Annotated in this window: 14 protein-coding genes and 1 pseudogene; all 15 read right to left on the bottom strand. The window is 64.8% G+C overall.

The features are described from left to right. Window positions 1-32: 32 nt before the first annotated feature. Window positions 33-1,454: an HlyD family type I secretion periplasmic adaptor subunit gene (locus QRN38_RS18275; protein WP_057418264.1), complete on the bottom strand. Its 1,422-nt coding sequence runs from the start codon at window positions 1,452-1,454 to the stop codon at window positions 33-35. Beyond that, a pseudogene (locus QRN38_RS18280) lies at window positions 1,447-3,333 on the bottom strand (type I secretion system permease/ATPase); the annotation flags it as partial. The gene QRN38_RS18275 and the pseudogene QRN38_RS18280, both read right to left, overlap by 8 nt. 275 nt (window positions 3,334-3,608) lie before the next feature. Next, window positions 3,609-3,851, bottom strand: a complete 243-nt coding sequence (locus QRN38_RS18285; protein WP_057418263.1) for a DUF2274 domain-containing protein — start codon at window positions 3,849-3,851, stop codon at window positions 3,609-3,611. After that, on the bottom strand, window positions 3,848-5,128 hold the full coding sequence (locus tag QRN38_RS18290; RefSeq protein ID WP_057418262.1) for a TraB/TrbI/VirB10 family type IV secretion system protein: 1,281 nt from the start codon (window positions 5,126-5,128) through the stop codon (window positions 3,848-3,850). Before QRN38_RS18290 ends, QRN38_RS18285 begins: the two co-directional genes overlap by 4 nt. A 2-nt stretch (window positions 5,129-5,130) precedes the next feature. Beyond that, window positions 5,131-6,135, bottom strand: a complete 1,005-nt coding sequence (gene trbG / locus QRN38_RS18295) for a P-type conjugative transfer protein TrbG (RefSeq protein ID WP_057418261.1) — start codon at window positions 6,133-6,135, stop codon at window positions 5,131-5,133. Beyond that, entirely contained in the window at window positions 6,132-6,836 is a 705-nt protein-coding gene (gene trbF / locus QRN38_RS18300) for a conjugal transfer protein TrbF (RefSeq protein WP_057418260.1), read from the bottom strand. The genes trbG and trbF overlap by 4 nt, the downstream gene beginning before the upstream one ends. Before the next feature lie 24 nt (window positions 6,837-6,860). Continuing rightward, complete coding sequence (trbL, locus tag QRN38_RS18305; RefSeq protein ID WP_057418259.1) at window positions 6,861-8,255, bottom strand: P-type conjugative transfer protein TrbL; 1,395 nt, start codon at window positions 8,253-8,255, stop codon at window positions 6,861-6,863. Then, complete coding sequence (locus QRN38_RS18310) at window positions 8,252-8,554, bottom strand: hypothetical protein (protein WP_057418258.1); 303 nt, start codon at window positions 8,552-8,554, stop codon at window positions 8,252-8,254. The genes trbL and QRN38_RS18310 overlap by 4 nt, the downstream gene beginning before the upstream one ends. Before the next feature lie 11 nt (window positions 8,555-8,565). Continuing rightward, window positions 8,566-9,303 (bottom strand): P-type conjugative transfer protein TrbJ, encoded by a 738-nt coding sequence (gene trbJ / locus QRN38_RS18315; RefSeq protein WP_057418257.1) that lies wholly within the window; start codon window positions 9,301-9,303, stop codon window positions 8,566-8,568. Beyond that, window positions 9,300-11,750 (bottom strand): conjugal transfer protein TrbE, encoded by a 2,451-nt coding sequence (gene trbE / locus QRN38_RS18320; RefSeq protein ID WP_057418256.1) that lies wholly within the window; start codon window positions 11,748-11,750, stop codon window positions 9,300-9,302. Before trbE ends, trbJ begins: the two co-directional genes overlap by 4 nt. Window positions 11,751-11,762: 12 nt before the next feature. Continuing rightward, window positions 11,763-12,035, bottom strand: a complete 273-nt coding sequence (locus QRN38_RS18325) for a VirB3 family type IV secretion system protein (protein ID WP_057418255.1) — start codon at window positions 12,033-12,035, stop codon at window positions 11,763-11,765. Beyond that, entirely contained in the window at window positions 12,032-12,415 is a 384-nt protein-coding gene (locus QRN38_RS18330) for a TrbC/VirB2 family type IV secretion system protein (RefSeq protein WP_122247890.1), read from the bottom strand. The genes QRN38_RS18325 and QRN38_RS18330 overlap by 4 nt, the downstream gene beginning before the upstream one ends. Next, a complete protein-coding gene (gene trbB / locus QRN38_RS18335) occupies window positions 12,412-13,458 on the bottom strand; it encodes a P-type conjugative transfer ATPase TrbB (protein ID WP_057418772.1) in 1,047 nt (348 codons plus the stop codon). The genes QRN38_RS18330 and trbB overlap by 4 nt, the downstream gene beginning before the upstream one ends. After that, window positions 13,455-13,931, bottom strand: coding sequence for a CopG family transcriptional regulator (locus QRN38_RS18340; protein ID WP_057418771.1), 477 nt, complete (start codon window positions 13,929-13,931; stop codon window positions 13,455-13,457). The genes trbB and QRN38_RS18340 overlap by 4 nt, the downstream gene beginning before the upstream one ends. Next, window positions 13,928-15,922 carry a conjugal transfer protein TraG gene (locus QRN38_RS18345; protein WP_057418770.1) on the bottom strand — a complete coding sequence of 665 codons (1,995 nt, stop codon included), beginning with the start codon at window positions 15,920-15,922 and terminating at the stop codon, window positions 13,928-13,930. The genes QRN38_RS18340 and QRN38_RS18345 overlap by 4 nt, the downstream gene beginning before the upstream one ends. Between the last annotated feature and the right edge of the window lie 199 nt (window positions 15,923-16,121).

Raw genomic sequence — 16,121 nt, forward strand, 5'->3', positions numbered from 1 at the left:
CGCTCAACAATATTAAAAATGAATCTACAGCTTTAACGCTCCCTCAAACTCTCTTGCGCATGCTGCTGCAACGGGCTCAGGAAATACTCGATCACACGCCGCTTATTGGTCTTCACTTCCGCCGTTACTGCCATGCCCGGCGACAACTTGATGTCCACACCATTCACATTCAACGTGTCGCTGTTAAGGCGGATCTTGCTGCTGTAGATCAACCCGTGTTTTTCATCTTCGATGGCGTCGTTGGAGACGCTGATGACTTCGCCTTCGATTGTGCCGTACTTGGTGAAGGTGAAGGTCTCGACCTTGACGGTGACAGGCTGACCGGCGCGGACGAAACCGATGTCCTTGTTTTCCAGCATAGCTTCTACTTCCACCGGCTGGCCGTCGGGGACCAATACCATCAGCGGTTGCGCGGGGGTGACGACGCCGCCGACGGTGTGCACGGCCAGTTGCTGGACGGTGCCGTCTACGGGCGCTTCGAGGGTGGTGAGGTCTTCCTGGTAGCGAGCCTTGGTCAGGTCCTGATTGAAAGACGCAATCTTCTGATCGGCTTGCTGCAGCAGGTCGAGCATGGCGCGGCGGGTCTGGGCGACCACGCCTTCGCGGCGGCGTTCTGCCTCATGGCGAGCGGCTGTCGATTGCAGAACGCTGGCCTGCTGCACGCTCAGTTGGCGTTCAAGGTCCAGGCGGGCCTGTTCCTTTTCCAGATAAGCGTGGCGGGCGATGTACTGCTTTTTCAGCAGGTTTTCGTAGTCGCTGGCCAGTTTGGTGGCGATAGGCAGGGTTTTCTGCAGGCTCGTGACTTGAATACGCGCGGCCTGAATATCGGCCTGACGTTGCTGAATTTCGGCATCGACCAGGTCCAGGCTGCTGCGGTATTCCTGATACTGGCCCTGCAGCCAGCGCTCGGCCGCCATTACATGCATCGGGTCGGCATCGACGATGGTGCCGGTCAGATCCCGAGGTGGTTTGCGCTGGTTGATTGCATCGAGCATGGCCGCCGCCCGAGCACTGTCGACGCGTGCAGCCAATAGGTCACTGCGAACACGCCCGACATCGGCATCGGCTGATGTGGAGTCCAGCTCCAGAAGCAACTGACCCACCTTGACCGATTGCCCGTCACGCACATGAATCGCCTTGACCACCGCCGTTTCACTGGACTGAATGGTTTTGGTCTTGCCGCTGGGGATGATCTTGCCGCTGGCGGTGGCGACTACATCGATCTTGCCCAGGCAGGCCCACAGCAGCGCCAGTGCCGCGAACGCCATGATCGCCCATATGAAAATACGCGGTGCGGGGTGGCTGGGTTTGTCCTGCAACTCCAGCGCAGCGGGCAGAAACTGCACTTCGTGGGGCAGGCGCTTGGGCGCATCCATTTCGCGACGTTGACGCCAGGATTGCCGCCAGACACGGCGATAGCGCTGCAACAGTCCAGTAGATTCGGCGTTAGACATGACTGCCTCCTTGCTGCAAGCGATGAAGGCGCGAGTAATGACCGGCTTGATGGGTCAGCAACTCGGCATGCGTGCCCTGCTCCACGATTTGCCCGCGATCCACGACGACGATGCGGTTGGCGTCGCGAACGGCAGACAGCCGATGCGCGATGATGATCACCGTGCGCCCTTTGCAAATCGCCTGCATGTTCTGCTGAACAATGCGCTCGGACTCATAGTCCAGCGCACTGGTGGCCTCGTCGAAGATCAGGATGCGCGGATTGCCCATCAGGGCGCGGGCAATGGCGATACGTTGGCGCTGACCACCGGATAACGACGCGCCGTGCTCGCCGACCATTGTGTCGTAGCCTTCCGGCAGCTCAAGGATGAAGTCGTGGGCGCCTGCCAGTTTGGCCATTTGCATCACGGCTTCCAAAGGTGCGCCAGCGTCACTCAAGGCGATGTTTTCGCGGATGCTGCGGTTGAACAGCATGTTGTCCTGTAGTACTACGCCGATCTGGCGGCGCAGGGAAGACACGTCTGCCAACGCCAGGTCCATGCCGTCGACCAGCACCCGACCGCGCTCTGGTACATAGAGGCGCTGTAATAGACGCGTCAATGTGCTTTTGCCAGAGCCGGAGCGGCCCACTACACCGATGACCTGGCCTGGCGTGATAACCAGATTGATGCCACGCAGGATTTCCGAGCCATCCGGTCGATAGCGGAAATGCACCTGATCGAACTCTATGCGCCCCTTGATCGGCGGCAATGCACTGCGGTTGACTTGCGAGAGTTCGTTGCGGGTATTGAGGATGTCGCCCAGACGCTGGACCGACACACCGGTCTGCTGGAAGTTGGTCCACAGCTGCGCAAGGCGCATAATCGGTTGCGCAACGCGCCCGGCGAGCATGTTGAACGCAATCAACTGCCCCACCGAAAGCTGGCCGTCAATCACCAGACGTGCGCCGAACCATAGCGTCGCGACAGTAACCAGCTTGCCAATAAGAGAGACACTTTCGTTGGCAATGGTCGACAGGTTCTGGGTTTTGAAGCCGGCAGCGACATAACCCGCCAACTGGTTATCCCACTTGCGTATGGCTTGGGGCTCCACCGCCATGGATTTGAGGGTGTCGATGCCGTTAACCGTTTCGACCAGAAACGCTTGGTTCTCAGCGCCTCGGGCAAAGCTGTCGTTAAGGCGTTTGCGCAGAACCGGAGTAATGAGCACTGACACCAGAATGTACAACGGTAGCGACAACAATACGATCAAGGTCAGCCAGCCGCTGTAATAAAACATCACAGCAATGAACACCACCGAGAACAGCACATCCAGCAGCAAGGTAATGGCGTTGCCAGTCAGGAAGTTGCGGATGTTTTCCAGCTCACGCACCCGCGCCACTGAATCACCCACGCGGCGGGCCTGAAAGTACGACAGCGGCAAGGTAATCAGATGGCGGAACAGTTTGGAGCCCAGTTCAACGTCAATTCGGCTGGCCGTGTGCGCGAAGATGTAAGTACGCAGGCCGGACAACGCTGACTCGAACAGCATGACCCCGGCAAGGCCGATAGCGATAACATCGAGGGTGGTCAGGCCGTGGTGGACAAGTACCTTGTCCATGACAACTTGAAAGAACAGCGGAGTGATCAGCGAGAAAATCTGCAGGACAAAAGAGACCAGCATCACTTCGCCTAACAACTTCCGGTATTTGACAATGGCGGGAATGAACCAGGTGAAATCGAAACTAGAGGACTCGCCCGGCGTGCCAGCTTCAGAACGGATGAGCAACAATTGCCCAGTCCAACGCGCCTGCAAGGCCTCGAAAGTCACCACTTCAGGGCGCTGAGCCAATGGATCGTGGATGAGCGCCTTGCCTTGATCAAGGCGCGCAATGATAAAAAATGGCCGCCGTCAAGTCTTCTGCGAGATCATGCAGCGGCATCAAAGGTCTTATGGGGCAACAGGTTAGGCCAGATTTCGGCCATCGAGTGCTCTTGCTGCTTTCCAGGCTAGGTGCCGCATAGGCGCTTCGCGGTAGCAAGCCCAAGGGCGGAACAGCGGGCAAGGTCGTACCGTCATGATAGCCCTGGCTTGTCGCAAGCGACCTCTCAAATCGAAAGCGCAGCCGGTGGGCTGCGCTTTCGACTTCCGGGCGGTGGAGGGATGCGTCCGCATCATCAACTTGGCTTCGGCGGCGGCGCCTTGCTCGCCCCTCCCTTCCTGAATCCCCGATCCCCAGCCATGAACGCCTCCAGCATGTGCGGGATCAGCGTCACGGCATCGACGGCCTCGCCATACGCCTGCGCGTGCAGCGCGGCGTAGTGATCGAGGTCGGCTTTCAGGCTGGCCGGGCAGGCAAAGGTCAGCTTCGTCGATTCGGTTTTCGGCAGCGGCCCGAGCCGCAGCTTGCGCGTCGTCATCGTGAAGTCCCCTTGTTGAAGAACAACGGCTGGTAGGGTCGCAGCACCAGATCGCGGTTGGCGATGATGCGAACCGGCAGGCCCGGCCGCTCGGTCAGCGTCGGCTGGATGTTCATGTTGCGCCGGGTCATCTCCTGGCCGACCTGATTGATGCTGTCCTGCGCGCTGTCGCGCCCGGCGATGACGATACGGTCGCCATCCTGGCGGTTCTCCGGCGCGGCCAGCTCGGCGCCGACGCCCAGCAGCGTGGTCAACGCCGCGCCGGCGAAGATGCGGCCCCAGTGGTAGTCCACGTCGTCTTCCAGCCCGACATAGCCGGCCGGGTCGGAGCCCGCGAGGTTGTCGAGCGTCAGCGAAGACGTGTCGGGCAGGATGATCCGGTTCCAGACGACTTGAACGCGGCTTTGTCCGTAGCTGACCTGGCTGTTGTATTTGCCCAGGATGCGCGAACCCTGCGGGATCAGCAGAAAGCGCCCCGTAGCCGTGTCATAGACCGGCTCCGTCACCGTGGCGATCACATCGCCCGGCAAATCCGACTTGATGCCCGTCACCAGCGCGCCAGCGATCACCGTCCCGGCCATCACCTGGTACGGCGAAGCCGGCAGCGTCAGGTTGCCGGAATTACGGGTTTCCGTGGTTCCAGCTTTCTGGAACGCCTCTTTCTGGTCTTGCCGGTTCTGTACCGCTGTCGGGTCGGCAGGCTGCGCCGCCGTTGAGGCTGGCCCGGCAGCCATCGGGTCGAACGCCGCATTGGCGGCGAAGCTCGGCGCGGCGGCCTGCGACTGCGTCACCGGCGCGGCCTTCTGCGTGCCAGAGCGGAAGAACACGGACGATGCCGCAGCCGCTTCGGCTTCCTTGCGCAGCGCGTCGTTCGGGTCGTGGCCAGGAGCCGCATAGGCGGCCGTCACCGGCTGCTGCGACTTGACGATTGCCGGGCCAAGATCACCCGGCAGCGGCGGCCCCAGTTCGGGCACCGTGGGCGGCAAGGTCGGCGGCAGCTTGGAGTAGTCCGCCGGCAACGCGTCCAGTCCTTCCGACTTGGAGACGCGATCGACGTTGTAAAGCTCGGTCTGCTCGTTGGCCCCGCGCCGCTGCGGTTGCAGCGACCACATCAGCGCGCCGAGTACGGCGACCGACAGGCCGCCGGCGAGAATGGCCAGCGTGCGCCGGTTCAGGCGCGTGACCGGGCGCGGCTGGGCGCGCAGCGCCACCGCCTCGGGCGCGATCTTGCCTGCTGCCTGCGGCGCGGCGAGGTCGGAAGTGTCGTCCTGGCTCATGGTCAGTTCCTCCGCGCCACGCCGTCAGTGCGCTCGATCCGCACCACGTCGCCGCCATCGCCGCCCAGGCGCAGTTCGGCCGCGCCAAAGAGGCGATCCACGATGTAGTACGGCGAACGGAAACGGTAATTGACGAGCTGACCGTCACCCTGCGCGCCGATGACGAACAGCGGCGGCAGTTCGCCTTGGGCGATACCCGGCGGGAACTGGATATAGACCTTCTCGCCGTCGTCAAACGCCCGCAATGGCTTCCACGGCGGATTGCTCCCTGACACCGCGTAGCGGAAACGGATCTTCTCCAGCGCCAGGCCGGTATCGACCGGCGCGGCTGTCTGTGCGGCCTGCGACTGGCGTTGCAAGGCCAGCATCCGATCTTTCGGGTAGTCCCATGACACCGAGGCCATCCATGCCTTTTCGGTCGAGGTCAGTTCCAGCAGGTACGTCCGCCGGCTGGTGGTGATGACCAGATTGGTTTTCAGGCCCGAGCGGGTGGGCTTGACTAGCACATTGACGCGCAGCGCCTCGCCGCTGCCGCTGGACGTGTCACCGACGATCCAGCGCACGGTATCGCCAGCGGCGACCGTCACGAGTTCCTCGCCGGGCTGGAGCGAAACCACGGTGACGCGCCCCGGTGCCGCATAGACCTGATACAACGCGCCGTCGCTGTACGGCCACACTTGGATCGCATTGACGTAGCCCTCGCGGGTCGGCGCGATACGCGCCTCGGCATTGGCGCGCGAGACGCGTACCTTCTCGTCGGCCGGCTCCGGCACGGTCGCTGCCTCGTCCAGCTCCGGCAGCGGCTTCAACTGCGCCGGCAGCGCCAGCGGCTCGGGCACCGCGACGACTTCGACCGGCTTGGGCGGCTCGGACAGCGGCTGCGCCTGCACCGGCTCATCGAGCGAGATGGTCGGCGGCGGCTTGCCTTGCGAGGCGCAGCCCAGCAATGACGACGTGGTGGCCGCGAACATCAGCACGAAAGCGTAAAAGCGGAAAGGCACGTTCATGGTTTGGCTCCTTCGGAAGAATCCAGTTCGCGGCTCCACGACAGGCCGTTGACGTAGATCCCCAGCGGGTTCTTGCGCAGGCGCTGTTCGGTGCGCGGGGTTTGCAGGACGGTAGAAAGCACGGCGTTCCAGCGTTCAGTACCAGCGGGCGCGCCATTGATGAACCGTTGTTCCGTCCAGCGGACGTTGAACGAGGCATCGCTGGCGCGCGTGACGCTGGTGATCTGCACCGTCACCGACTCGCGGCCGACGCGGGCGAACGGATCGTTCTTGCTCGCGTAGTCGTTGAGCACGGCCGCGCCGCGATCGGTGGTGTAGTCGTAGGCGTCGAGCCAGTTCTGCCGCACCACGATGGGGTCGATGGACAGCGAGCGCACCAGCGTCACGAAGCGCGCCAGGTGATGCGCGATCTGCGCATCGGCGGGTCGGTACGGCGTGGCGGCCTCACCCACGGTACGCACCTGGCCGGACTGATCGACTTCGATGACGTAGGGCGTCACGATGGACTGCGCCGAGCGCCACACCAGGCCGCCGGCCATCAGTAAAGCCAGCACCAGGCAGCCGAAGGCCATCAGCCGCCAATTCTTCGCCTGCACGCGGGCCGAGCCGATACGCTCGTCCCATACCTGGGCGGCGGCTTGATACGGAGTGGCAGGCTGCGGCGTATCTGCATAGCGCACCTGCGGTCGCTTGAATCGCATGGTCAGTTCTCCTTGTGAATCGCTTTAGTCGTCGGAGCCACGCAGGCTCGGGCCTTGCCCGGAGCCGCCACCGTCGCCACCGCGCAACGTGTGTGCAGCAGTGGTCGCGGCATGGGTGATCTGCTGGCGGCGGTGCATCCGCTTGGCCCATGCGGGCTGCTCTTGCTTCTGCGAGCTGGCAGCGCTGTCTGCGGCTTCGCCTGCGGCCGCCTGGCCGGAGCCAGCCGCACCGGGCGCAGCGCCGCCACCGGCCTCTGTGCCGTTCCATCCAGCGCGGAAAGAGCCGGTCATCTTGTGCGCAGCGCCGGAAGCCCCTGATGCGGCGCTGCGCCCGGCAGCCTGCGCGCCGGTCTTGGCGACATTGCCCAAGCCGGCGATCGCGCCCTTGGCGCTGCCGCCCGCAGCGGCGGCACCCGCTTGGAATGCCGACTTGGCGCTGCCGGCCGCTGAGGTGGCGGCACGGGCACCGGCGCCGGCCAGCTTGGCGGCGGCTGGCGCCATGCGTGCTCCGGCCGCCACGGCGCCGCCGACGCCGGTCGCAGCGGCGCCGATGGCAACGGCCGTGCCGGCGGCACCGACCGCGGCACCGGCCATCGCGCCTGCGCCGAGCTGCGGCGCACCGGACACCAGGCCGGTAGCGATGCCTGGGCCGAAGATGCCGAGTGCCAGTAAGGCGAGAGAGGCCAGCATCACGACCAGCGCATGGTCGATGGAGGGTTCGTCGGGATGCATCTGGAACTCCGCGAACAGGCCCGAGCCGATGCCGACGATGACGGCCAGCACCAAGACCTTGATGCCCGACGACACCACGTTGCCGAGCACCTTTTCGGCGAGGAACGAGGTCTTGTTCCAAAGCGCGAACGGCACCAGGACGAAGCCGGCCAGCGTGGTCAGCTTGAACTCGATCAGTGTGATGAATAGCTGGATCGCCAGCACGAAGAAACACAAGATGACGGTGAGCCAGGCAAGGAACATCACCACGATGGGGTCGATGTTTACGAACACTTCGGGGAAGCCCGCCATGTCGCCGATCTGGTCGAGGATCGGCGCACCGGCGTCGATGCCGGTCTTGGCCAGCCGCCCCGGTTGCAGGAAGTTCTCCATCGTCATGGTCGAGCCGGTGGCCGTCAGGCCCAGCCCGGCGAACGAGCGGAAGACGATGCCGGCCAGCCAGTTGAAGTTGCCGATGATGTAGGCGAAGGCACCGACGTAGAGCACCTTGCGCAGCAGCTTGGCGATCACGTCCTCGCCCTGGCCGGTGGCGTGGCTCATGGCCCAATACAAGCCGGCGATGGTCATGTCGATGACGATCAGCGTGGCCGTCAGGAACGCCACTTCACCTTGCAGCAGCCCGAAACCGGAGTCGATGTAGCGCGAGAACGTATCGAGGAAGCGGTCAATGATGGTCACGTCGTTCATGGCGCGTCCTCTCCAAGGGGTTCATCGAAGCTCGCCGGAATCGGCGGCAGCTCGCCCAGCGTCCGGTACTCGTCCGGCCCGGCCTTGCCGGAGAAGAAGCGCCGCCGGAAGGCTTCGGCGGCGGCGCGGCAGTCGTCTTCGCCCACGGCCTGCCGGTTGTCCGCGCACTGCGCACGCAACGCCTTGAGCCGCAAGGGATCGGCGGTCAAGGCGTCGGCCAGGTTCTCGGCCGACTGCTGGCCGCACGCGGTCAGCAGCACGGCCAGCAGCGAAACCGACAAGACGAGAGCGCATCGCATGGCCGCCTCCGTCAGTTGTTGTAGAAATTGACGGACTGCGGCGTGTACGGCGTGCCGCTACCAAGGAAGCGCCGCCGCACTTCGCGGGCGCGCTCGGTGGCCGCCGCCTGCCGCGCCAGTTCCAGCGAGGCCGCCCGGTCTTGCGTGATCTGGAGCTGCTGGGACTGGATCGACTGCTTGGCCTGCAAGGCCAGAAGCTGGTTGGTCGCCTGCTGCGCCTGCAAGGCGCCGGTGGCCGACTGGCTCTGGCTCACGAGGTCGGCCAGCGCGCTTTCGTCTTGGGCCAGGTTCTGCGACACCTGCGCTTGCATCCGCATCGCGGTATGCAAACCATCGAGCGTGTTCTTCCAGCGCTCGCGGGCGTCTTGCGCCATGCGGTCGCCGCTGATGGTCGCGGCGTACTGCTCCGGGTACAGACGGGCAAACGTGGCATCCATGCTCTGCACGTCGTAGGCCAGTCCCTGCGCCTCGGCGATCAGGCGTTCGGTGGTGGCGAGCGTGGAGCGCAGGCGGTTGACGATGTTGAAATCGAGGCTCGCCAGATTGCGGGCCTGGTTTATCAACATCTGCGCCTCGTTTTGCAGTTGATTGATCTGGTTGTTGATCTGCTCCATCGTGCGGATTGCTGTCAGCGTGTTCTGCACAAGGTTGGCGGGGTCGATGAACGTGAGCGCCGATGCGGGCTGCGCGGTCAGCAGCGTCACCGACAGCACGGTGGCCAGGGATACAGAAAGAGCACGGGTCTTCATGGCGAAACCTCCAGCGGTTGAGAAGCGAGGAACGAAGCCGCCGCCGGCGAGGACGGCAGCAGGTCGGCGGCCCAGTCGAGGCCGCGATGGCGCAGCCACGCGCCGGCGAAGCCGGGAGCGCCGGCCTGCGTCAGTACGCGGTCAATGTCGCGTTGGTCTTGTGGTGTGGAAGCGCCCGCGAAGGCGAGCGCGGCCGGCCCCAGATCGAGGTCGAACAGGCGATTTCCCAGGCGCGATTGGTAGTAGTAGTCGCGCTTGGGCTGGGCGGTGGCGACGATCTCGATTTGCCGGCTGTTGAGGCCGAAGCCCTCGTAGATTGTGCGAATCTGCGGTTCGGTCGCCTGCGGGTTGGGTAAGAAAATCCGACTCGGGCAGCTCTCGATGATTGCGGGCGCAATGCTCGATTCCTTGATGTCCGCCAGACTCTGCGTGGCGAAGATCACGGACACGTTTTTCTTGCGCAGCGTCTTCAACCATTGGCGAATGCGCGCGGCGAAAGACGGCTCATCGAGGAACAACCACGCCTCATCCAGAATCAGCAGCGTGGGCGCACCGTCGAACCGTTCATCGAAGCGGGCGAACAGGTAGCGCAGCACCGCTTGCACGGCGGCGGGGCTGTGCATCAGTTCTTCCATCTCGAAGCCCTGCACGTCACCGAAGCCGAGACGATCGGTGTCCGCGTCCAGCAGCTTGCCGTGCGCGCCGCCGAGCACGTAGGGCGCGAGTGCCTGCCGTAGCGCGTTCGATTGCAGCAGCACCGAAAGCCCGGTGAGCGTGCGCTGGTCAACAGGCACCCCAGCCAAGCTGCCCAGCGCCGACCAGATGACCGCCTTCTCGTCCGGGCCGATCGTCACGCCCTCATGCAGCAGACGGCCTTCCACCCATTCCCCCGCCCAGGAGCGATAGCTTTCCCGGTCGATCTGCGCGAGTGGCTGGAAGGCAATGCCGCCATCGGCACCCAAGTCGTAGTGCTCGCCGCCCAGGCCCAGGATGGTGGCGCGCATCGAGCGGCCCATATCGAAGGCGAACACGCGCGAGCCGCGATAGCGGCGGAATTGCTGCACCAGAATGGCAAGCAACACCGACTTTCCCATGCCGGTTGGCCCGGCGACCAGCGTGTGCCCCACGTCGCCGATGTGCGTCACCAGCCGGAACGGCGTGGCGCCATCGGTGCGGGTGACGATCAGCGGCGGGCTGTCGAGGTGGTCGTTCTTCTCCGGCCCGGCCCACACCGCCGACAGAGGCATCATGTGCGCCAGGTTCAGCGTCGAGATGATGGGCTGGCGCACGTTCGCATAGGCGTTGCCCGGAATGGACGACAGCCACGCATCCACGGCGTTGAGCGTTTCGGGAATGGTGACGAACCCGCGCCCCTGGATGACGCGCTCAACCATGCGCAGCTTTTCGTCGGCCGCGGCCGGGTCGGCATCAAGCACCGTCACCGTTGCAGTGAAGTGGCCGAAGGCCACCTGATCGCCACCCAGCTCCTGCATGGCGGCATCCGCGTCGGCCGCCTTGTTGCTTGCGTCGGTATCAACCAGCGGGCTTTCCTGCTGGAAGATGGTTTCGCGCAGCAACGCCACCACGTTCTTGCGCTTGGCGAACCATTGGCGGCGCAGGCGGCCCAGCTCCTTTTCCGCTTCGGCTTTATCGAGGCAGAGAAAGCGCGTACTCCAGCGGTAGGCGAAGCCCAGGCGGTTGAGGTCGTCCAGCAGGCCCGGCCAAGTCGAGGTCGGAAAGCCCCGCACCGACACCACGCGCAGGTGCTGGTCGCCCAGCATCGGTGCCAGGCCGCCGACCAGCGCGGAGTCGGCCAGCAGCGCGTCGATATGGAACGGCACTTCGGGCACCGCCAGCGGATAGCGCCGCGTGGACACCGTGGCGTGCAGGTAGGTTAGCGTCTCGGCGTCATCGAGCCAGGCGATCTCCGGCATCACGCCATCGAGCAAGTCGAAGACACGATCGGTTTCCGCCACGAAGGCATCGAGCCGGCCGCGCCAGTCCACGCCGTCGCCCGGCGAGTTCTCATAGAGCAGCTTGGCCGCGCGGGCGCGGGATTCCTCCGGCGGCAGGTAAGCCAGCGTCAGGTGATAGCCGCTCTCGAAGTGATGCCCCGATTCCTCGAAGGCGGCGCGGCGTTCCTCGTCCACGAGCCAGGACAGCGGTTCGGGAAAGTCGGAGTGTGGGTAGTCCGCCGCCGGTCGGCGCTCGGCTTCGATGAACAGCGCCCAGCCCGAACCCAATCGGCGCAGCGCGTTGTTGAGCCGCGCCGACGTGGCGATCAGTTCGCCCTGCGTCGCGCTGTCCAGATCAGGCCCGCGAAAGCGCGCCGTGCGCTGGAAACTGCCGTCCTTGTTCAAGACGACGCCCGGCGCGATCAGCCCCGCCCACGGAAGCCAGTCGGCGAGCAAGGCCGGGCGCTGGCGGTATTCGGCAAGGTTCAGCATGGCGGCGTCCCCCTACACGTCCAGCAGCGGTTTGTGCTTGATGTGCCGGGCGAAGACCTGCATGAACTGCGGATCGACGCGCGCGCCCCAGACCGCCAGCGAATGGCCGACGATCCAGAGCACCGCACCGGGAATCCACAGTTGCAGGCCCAGCCCGACGGCGGCGGCCAGCGTGCCGTTGGCGATCGCCACGGTGCGCGGCGCACCGCCCAGCAGGATCGGCTCGGTCAGTGAGCGATGCAGCGGCACCTCGAAGCCTGCCGCGAAGGCGTCCGGGGCACTCATACGACGGCCCCGCCGGAGAACGAGAAGAACGACAGGAAGAACGAGGACGCCGCGAATGCAATGGACAGGCCGAACACGATCTGGATCAGCTTGCGGAAGCCGCCGCTGGTATCGCCGAAGGCCAGCGCCAGGCCGGTGGAAATGATGATGATGACCGCGACGATGCGTGCCACCGGCCCCTGGATGGATTCGAGGATGGAGGTCAGTGGCCCTTCCCAGGGCATCGAGGAACCGGCGGCCTGCGCGGTGCCAGCCGTCACCAGCATGACCGCGGCCAGCAGCAGGCCGTGCTGCGCCGGCGCGGCCAGGTGCCGCAGGCGTGCGAAGGCCGAAGCCGGATTTACGGAAATGCGGAAAGCATGAATGTGCATCTGCGTCATGGCAGTTCTCCAGAGGGTTCAGGGGACGGGGAAGAAACTGGCGGCAGCTCGGGAAACGGCGTTTCCAGCGCATCCGCCATGCGATAGCCCGCGCCGTCGAAACCGACGACGCGTGCGATGCTTTCGACGTGGCGCTTGCGGCCACGCTCGGCGATGTGGATGACGATGTTGATGGCCTCGGCGATCAATGCGCGCGGCGGATTCACCGCCACTTCGAGAATCAGTTGCTCCAGGCGCAGCAGCGCGCCCAAGGCGGAACCGGCGTGAATCGTGGCGATGCCGCCGGGGTGGCCGGTGCCCCACACCTTGATGAGATCAAGCGCCTCGCCGCCGCGCACCTCGCCGACGATCACGCGATCAGGGCGCAGACGCATCGTGGCGCGCACCAGCTCCTGCATCGACACCACGCCCGCGCGCGTGCGCAGCGGCACATGGTCACGAGCGGCGCATTGCAGCTCGATGGTGTCTTCGAGCACCAGCACGCGGTCGCCTGTGGCCGCGATTTCCGCGAGCAACGCATTGGCGAGCGTGGTCTTGCCGGTACTGGTGCCGCCGGCGATCAGGATGTTCTGGCGCTCGCGCACGGCGCGGCGCAGGAAGTCCGCCTGGCCGGCGGTCAGGATGCCGTCGGCCACATAGCGATCCAGGCCGATGATGCTCACGGCCCGCTTGCGCAGCGCGAAGGCTGGCCCCGGTGCGGCGGGCGGCAAGATGCCCTCGAAACGCTCGCCCGTCTCGGGCAACTCGGCGGTCAAGAGCGGTTGGCCACGATGTACCTCCGCGCCGACGTGCGCGGCAACAAGCCGGATGATGCGTTCGCCGTCGGCTTCGAGCAGTTCGACGCCCAACGGCGCACGGCCCGACGACAGCCGATCCACCCAGAGGGTGCGATCAGGGTTGAGCATGATTTCCACCACGTCCGGGTCTTCCAGCGCGGCGGCGATCAACGGCCCCATTGCCGTACGCAGCATCTGGATGCGGCGATCCTGTGAAGTGCTGGCCGACGAGCGTGGTTCGGGTGGAATCTGTGGAACGGCGCTCATGAGGCACGCTCCGCGGCACGTTCATGGGCTTCGGCCAGCGCCGCCGCGTCATCCATGCGCGCGGTGTCCGGGTGCAGTTCTTCCACCACGTCGCGCACCAGACTGCGGCCGCGCAGCAGGTGCCTGCCGAGCTGTTTGATGAACTGCTCGAAACGCGCCTTGCCGTGGGCACGGGCCGCGTCCTGATGCGCCTCGGGCACCGGCGTGCTGACGGTTAGGAAGTAGCGGATGAACAGCGCCAGCGTTTCGATCTGGATGTTCTGGTCGCGCTCCAGGCGTTCGGCCTGCCGCGACAGGCGATCGAGGCGCTTGGCAATGGCGGCTTCGCGCTGGTCGCCCGCGTCCGGTGACAGCCAAGACGCAAGCGCCGCCGCGACGATGCTGGATTTCGAGACGCCTTTCTTGGCGGCCAGTTCTTCTAGCCGCTTGGCGTGCTCGTGTTGGATGAACAGATTGAGGCGGTATTGGCTCATAGGTCGATTCCGTCGTTGGGGTCGAGGGAGGCCAGCCGCGCCGTGCGCTGCATGGCCGGGTCAAGCTGGCCTGGGAGCGGCAGCGGCGGGTCGTCGTCATCGAGCAGTGCCAGGTCATCGGGCGCATCCAACTCGGGGTCGTAGGCGACGGCTTCGGAGAGTTCGGGCTGGCGGCGCGGGCCGCCGCCATCGGAGCCGCTCAGCTCATCGGCGGAGGCTGTGGCTGATGCCGCGGGCACGGCCGGAATCGCCAGGCCGCTCCAGTCGTCGGCGCGGGCCGGAGGCACGTCGGCGTACTGCCCGACCGCGAGCGCGGGCGGCGGCAGCACGCGCTGCTTGAAATTGGCATCGGCGTAGTAGCGCAGCTTCTTCGCCTTGATCGGCGCGACGCTGGACACCATTACTACGGATTCATCGGGCGGGAGTTGCATCACTTCGCCCGGAGTCAGCAGCGGCCGGGCCGTCTCCTGCCGCGACACCATGAGATGCCCAAGCCACGGCGCGAGCCGGTGGCCGGCGTAGTTACGCTGCGCACGCAGCTCGGTGGCGGTGCCCAGCGTTTCGGAAATGCGCTTGGCGGTGCGTTCGTCGTTGGTGGCGAACGTCACCCGGACGTGGCAGTTGTCCAGAATCGAATGGTTCTGACCATAGGCTTTGTCGATCTGATTGAGCGACTGCGCGATGAGGAAACTGCGGATGCCATAGCCGGCCATGAAGGCAAGCGCCGTCTCGAAAAAGTCGAGCCGGCCCAGCGCCGGAAACTCATCGAGCATCAGCAGCAGCTTGTGGCGGCGTTCGATGCCATCGCTGCCGTCGAGCGATTCAGTGAGCCGCCGCCCGATCTGGTTCAGGATGAGCCGGATCAGCGGTTTGGTGCGGCTGATGTCCGAGGGCGGCACCACCAGATATAGCGACACTGGTGATTCGGACGCGATCAGGTCGGCGATGCGCCAGTCGCAGCGTGACGTGACCTCGGCCACCGTGGGGTCGCGGTACAAGCCCAAGAAGCTCATCGCGGTGGAGAGCACGCCCGACCGCTCGTTGTCCGACTTGTTGAGCACTTCACGCGCGGCGGATGCGACAACAGGATGCGGCGCGTCATCGAGATGGCGCGTCGTCATCATCCGATGCAGCGTCAGCTCGAACGGGCACCCCGGATCGGAGAGAAAGTTGGCGACGCCGCGCAGCGTCTTGTCTTCGCCCGCGTAGAGCACATGCAGGATGGCCCCGACCAGCAGCGCGTGCGAGGTCTTCTCCCAGTGATTGCGCTTCTCCAGCGCGCCTTCTGGATCGACCAGAATGTCAGCGATGTTCTGAACGTCGCGTACTTCGTACGCACCGCGCCGCACTTCCAGTAGCGGGTTGTACGCGACCGACTTGGCGTCGGTGGGGTTGAACAGCAGACAGTGTGAAAAGCGCGAACGCCAACCCGCAGTGACGGCCCAGTTCTCGCCCTTGATGTCGTGGATCACAGTGGACGCGGGCCATGACAGCAAGGTAGGCACTACCAGGCCCACACCTTTGCCGGACCGCGTGGGTGCGAAGGTCAGGACGTGTTCCGGGCCTTCATGGCGCAGATACTGACGCTCATGCCGTCCAAGGAAGATGCCTGCGGAGCCAGTGAGGCCGGCCTTGCGAATGTCGGTGGCATCGGCCCAACGTGCGGAGCCGTAGGTCGTGACCAGTCTTGATTGGCGTGAGCGCCACACCGACATGGCGATGGCGACCACCACGGCTACTAGGCCGCTGCCGCCCGCGATGATGCCGCCGGTGTCGAAGACACGCGGTGCGTAGGCGTCGAAGAAGAACCACCACTCGAACAAGCGCCAGGGGTGATAGACCGGCGTGCCCAGAACATCGAACCAGGGCGAACCCAGGCGTACCTGATAGCCCAGGGCGGCGGCTGTCCATTGTGTGGCGACCCACACACCGGTGATAACTATGCCGAAGACGACACCGACCTGCCCGAGCAGAACACCTTGAACTTGCATCCCGGCCTCCGATTTCTCCTGAACGACATGCGGCACAAGGACGTGCCGTAGCCGAGAGATTCGGGCTAGGTCAAGAGGCGGTCAAAGACCGTTATCGGAAGAAATATCGAGAAAAAAGCAAGAATTCGCGCAAGGGCAACTCAATGGAATGCACTGCAAACGCAGGCGCGTTGCGGCATAGCGTGCAGAAAATCTGCAC

This window comes from Pseudomonas sp. CFBP2511, assembly GCF_030209255.1.
Classification (GTDB): domain Bacteria; phylum Pseudomonadota; class Gammaproteobacteria; order Pseudomonadales; family Pseudomonadaceae; genus Aquipseudomonas; species Aquipseudomonas avellanae.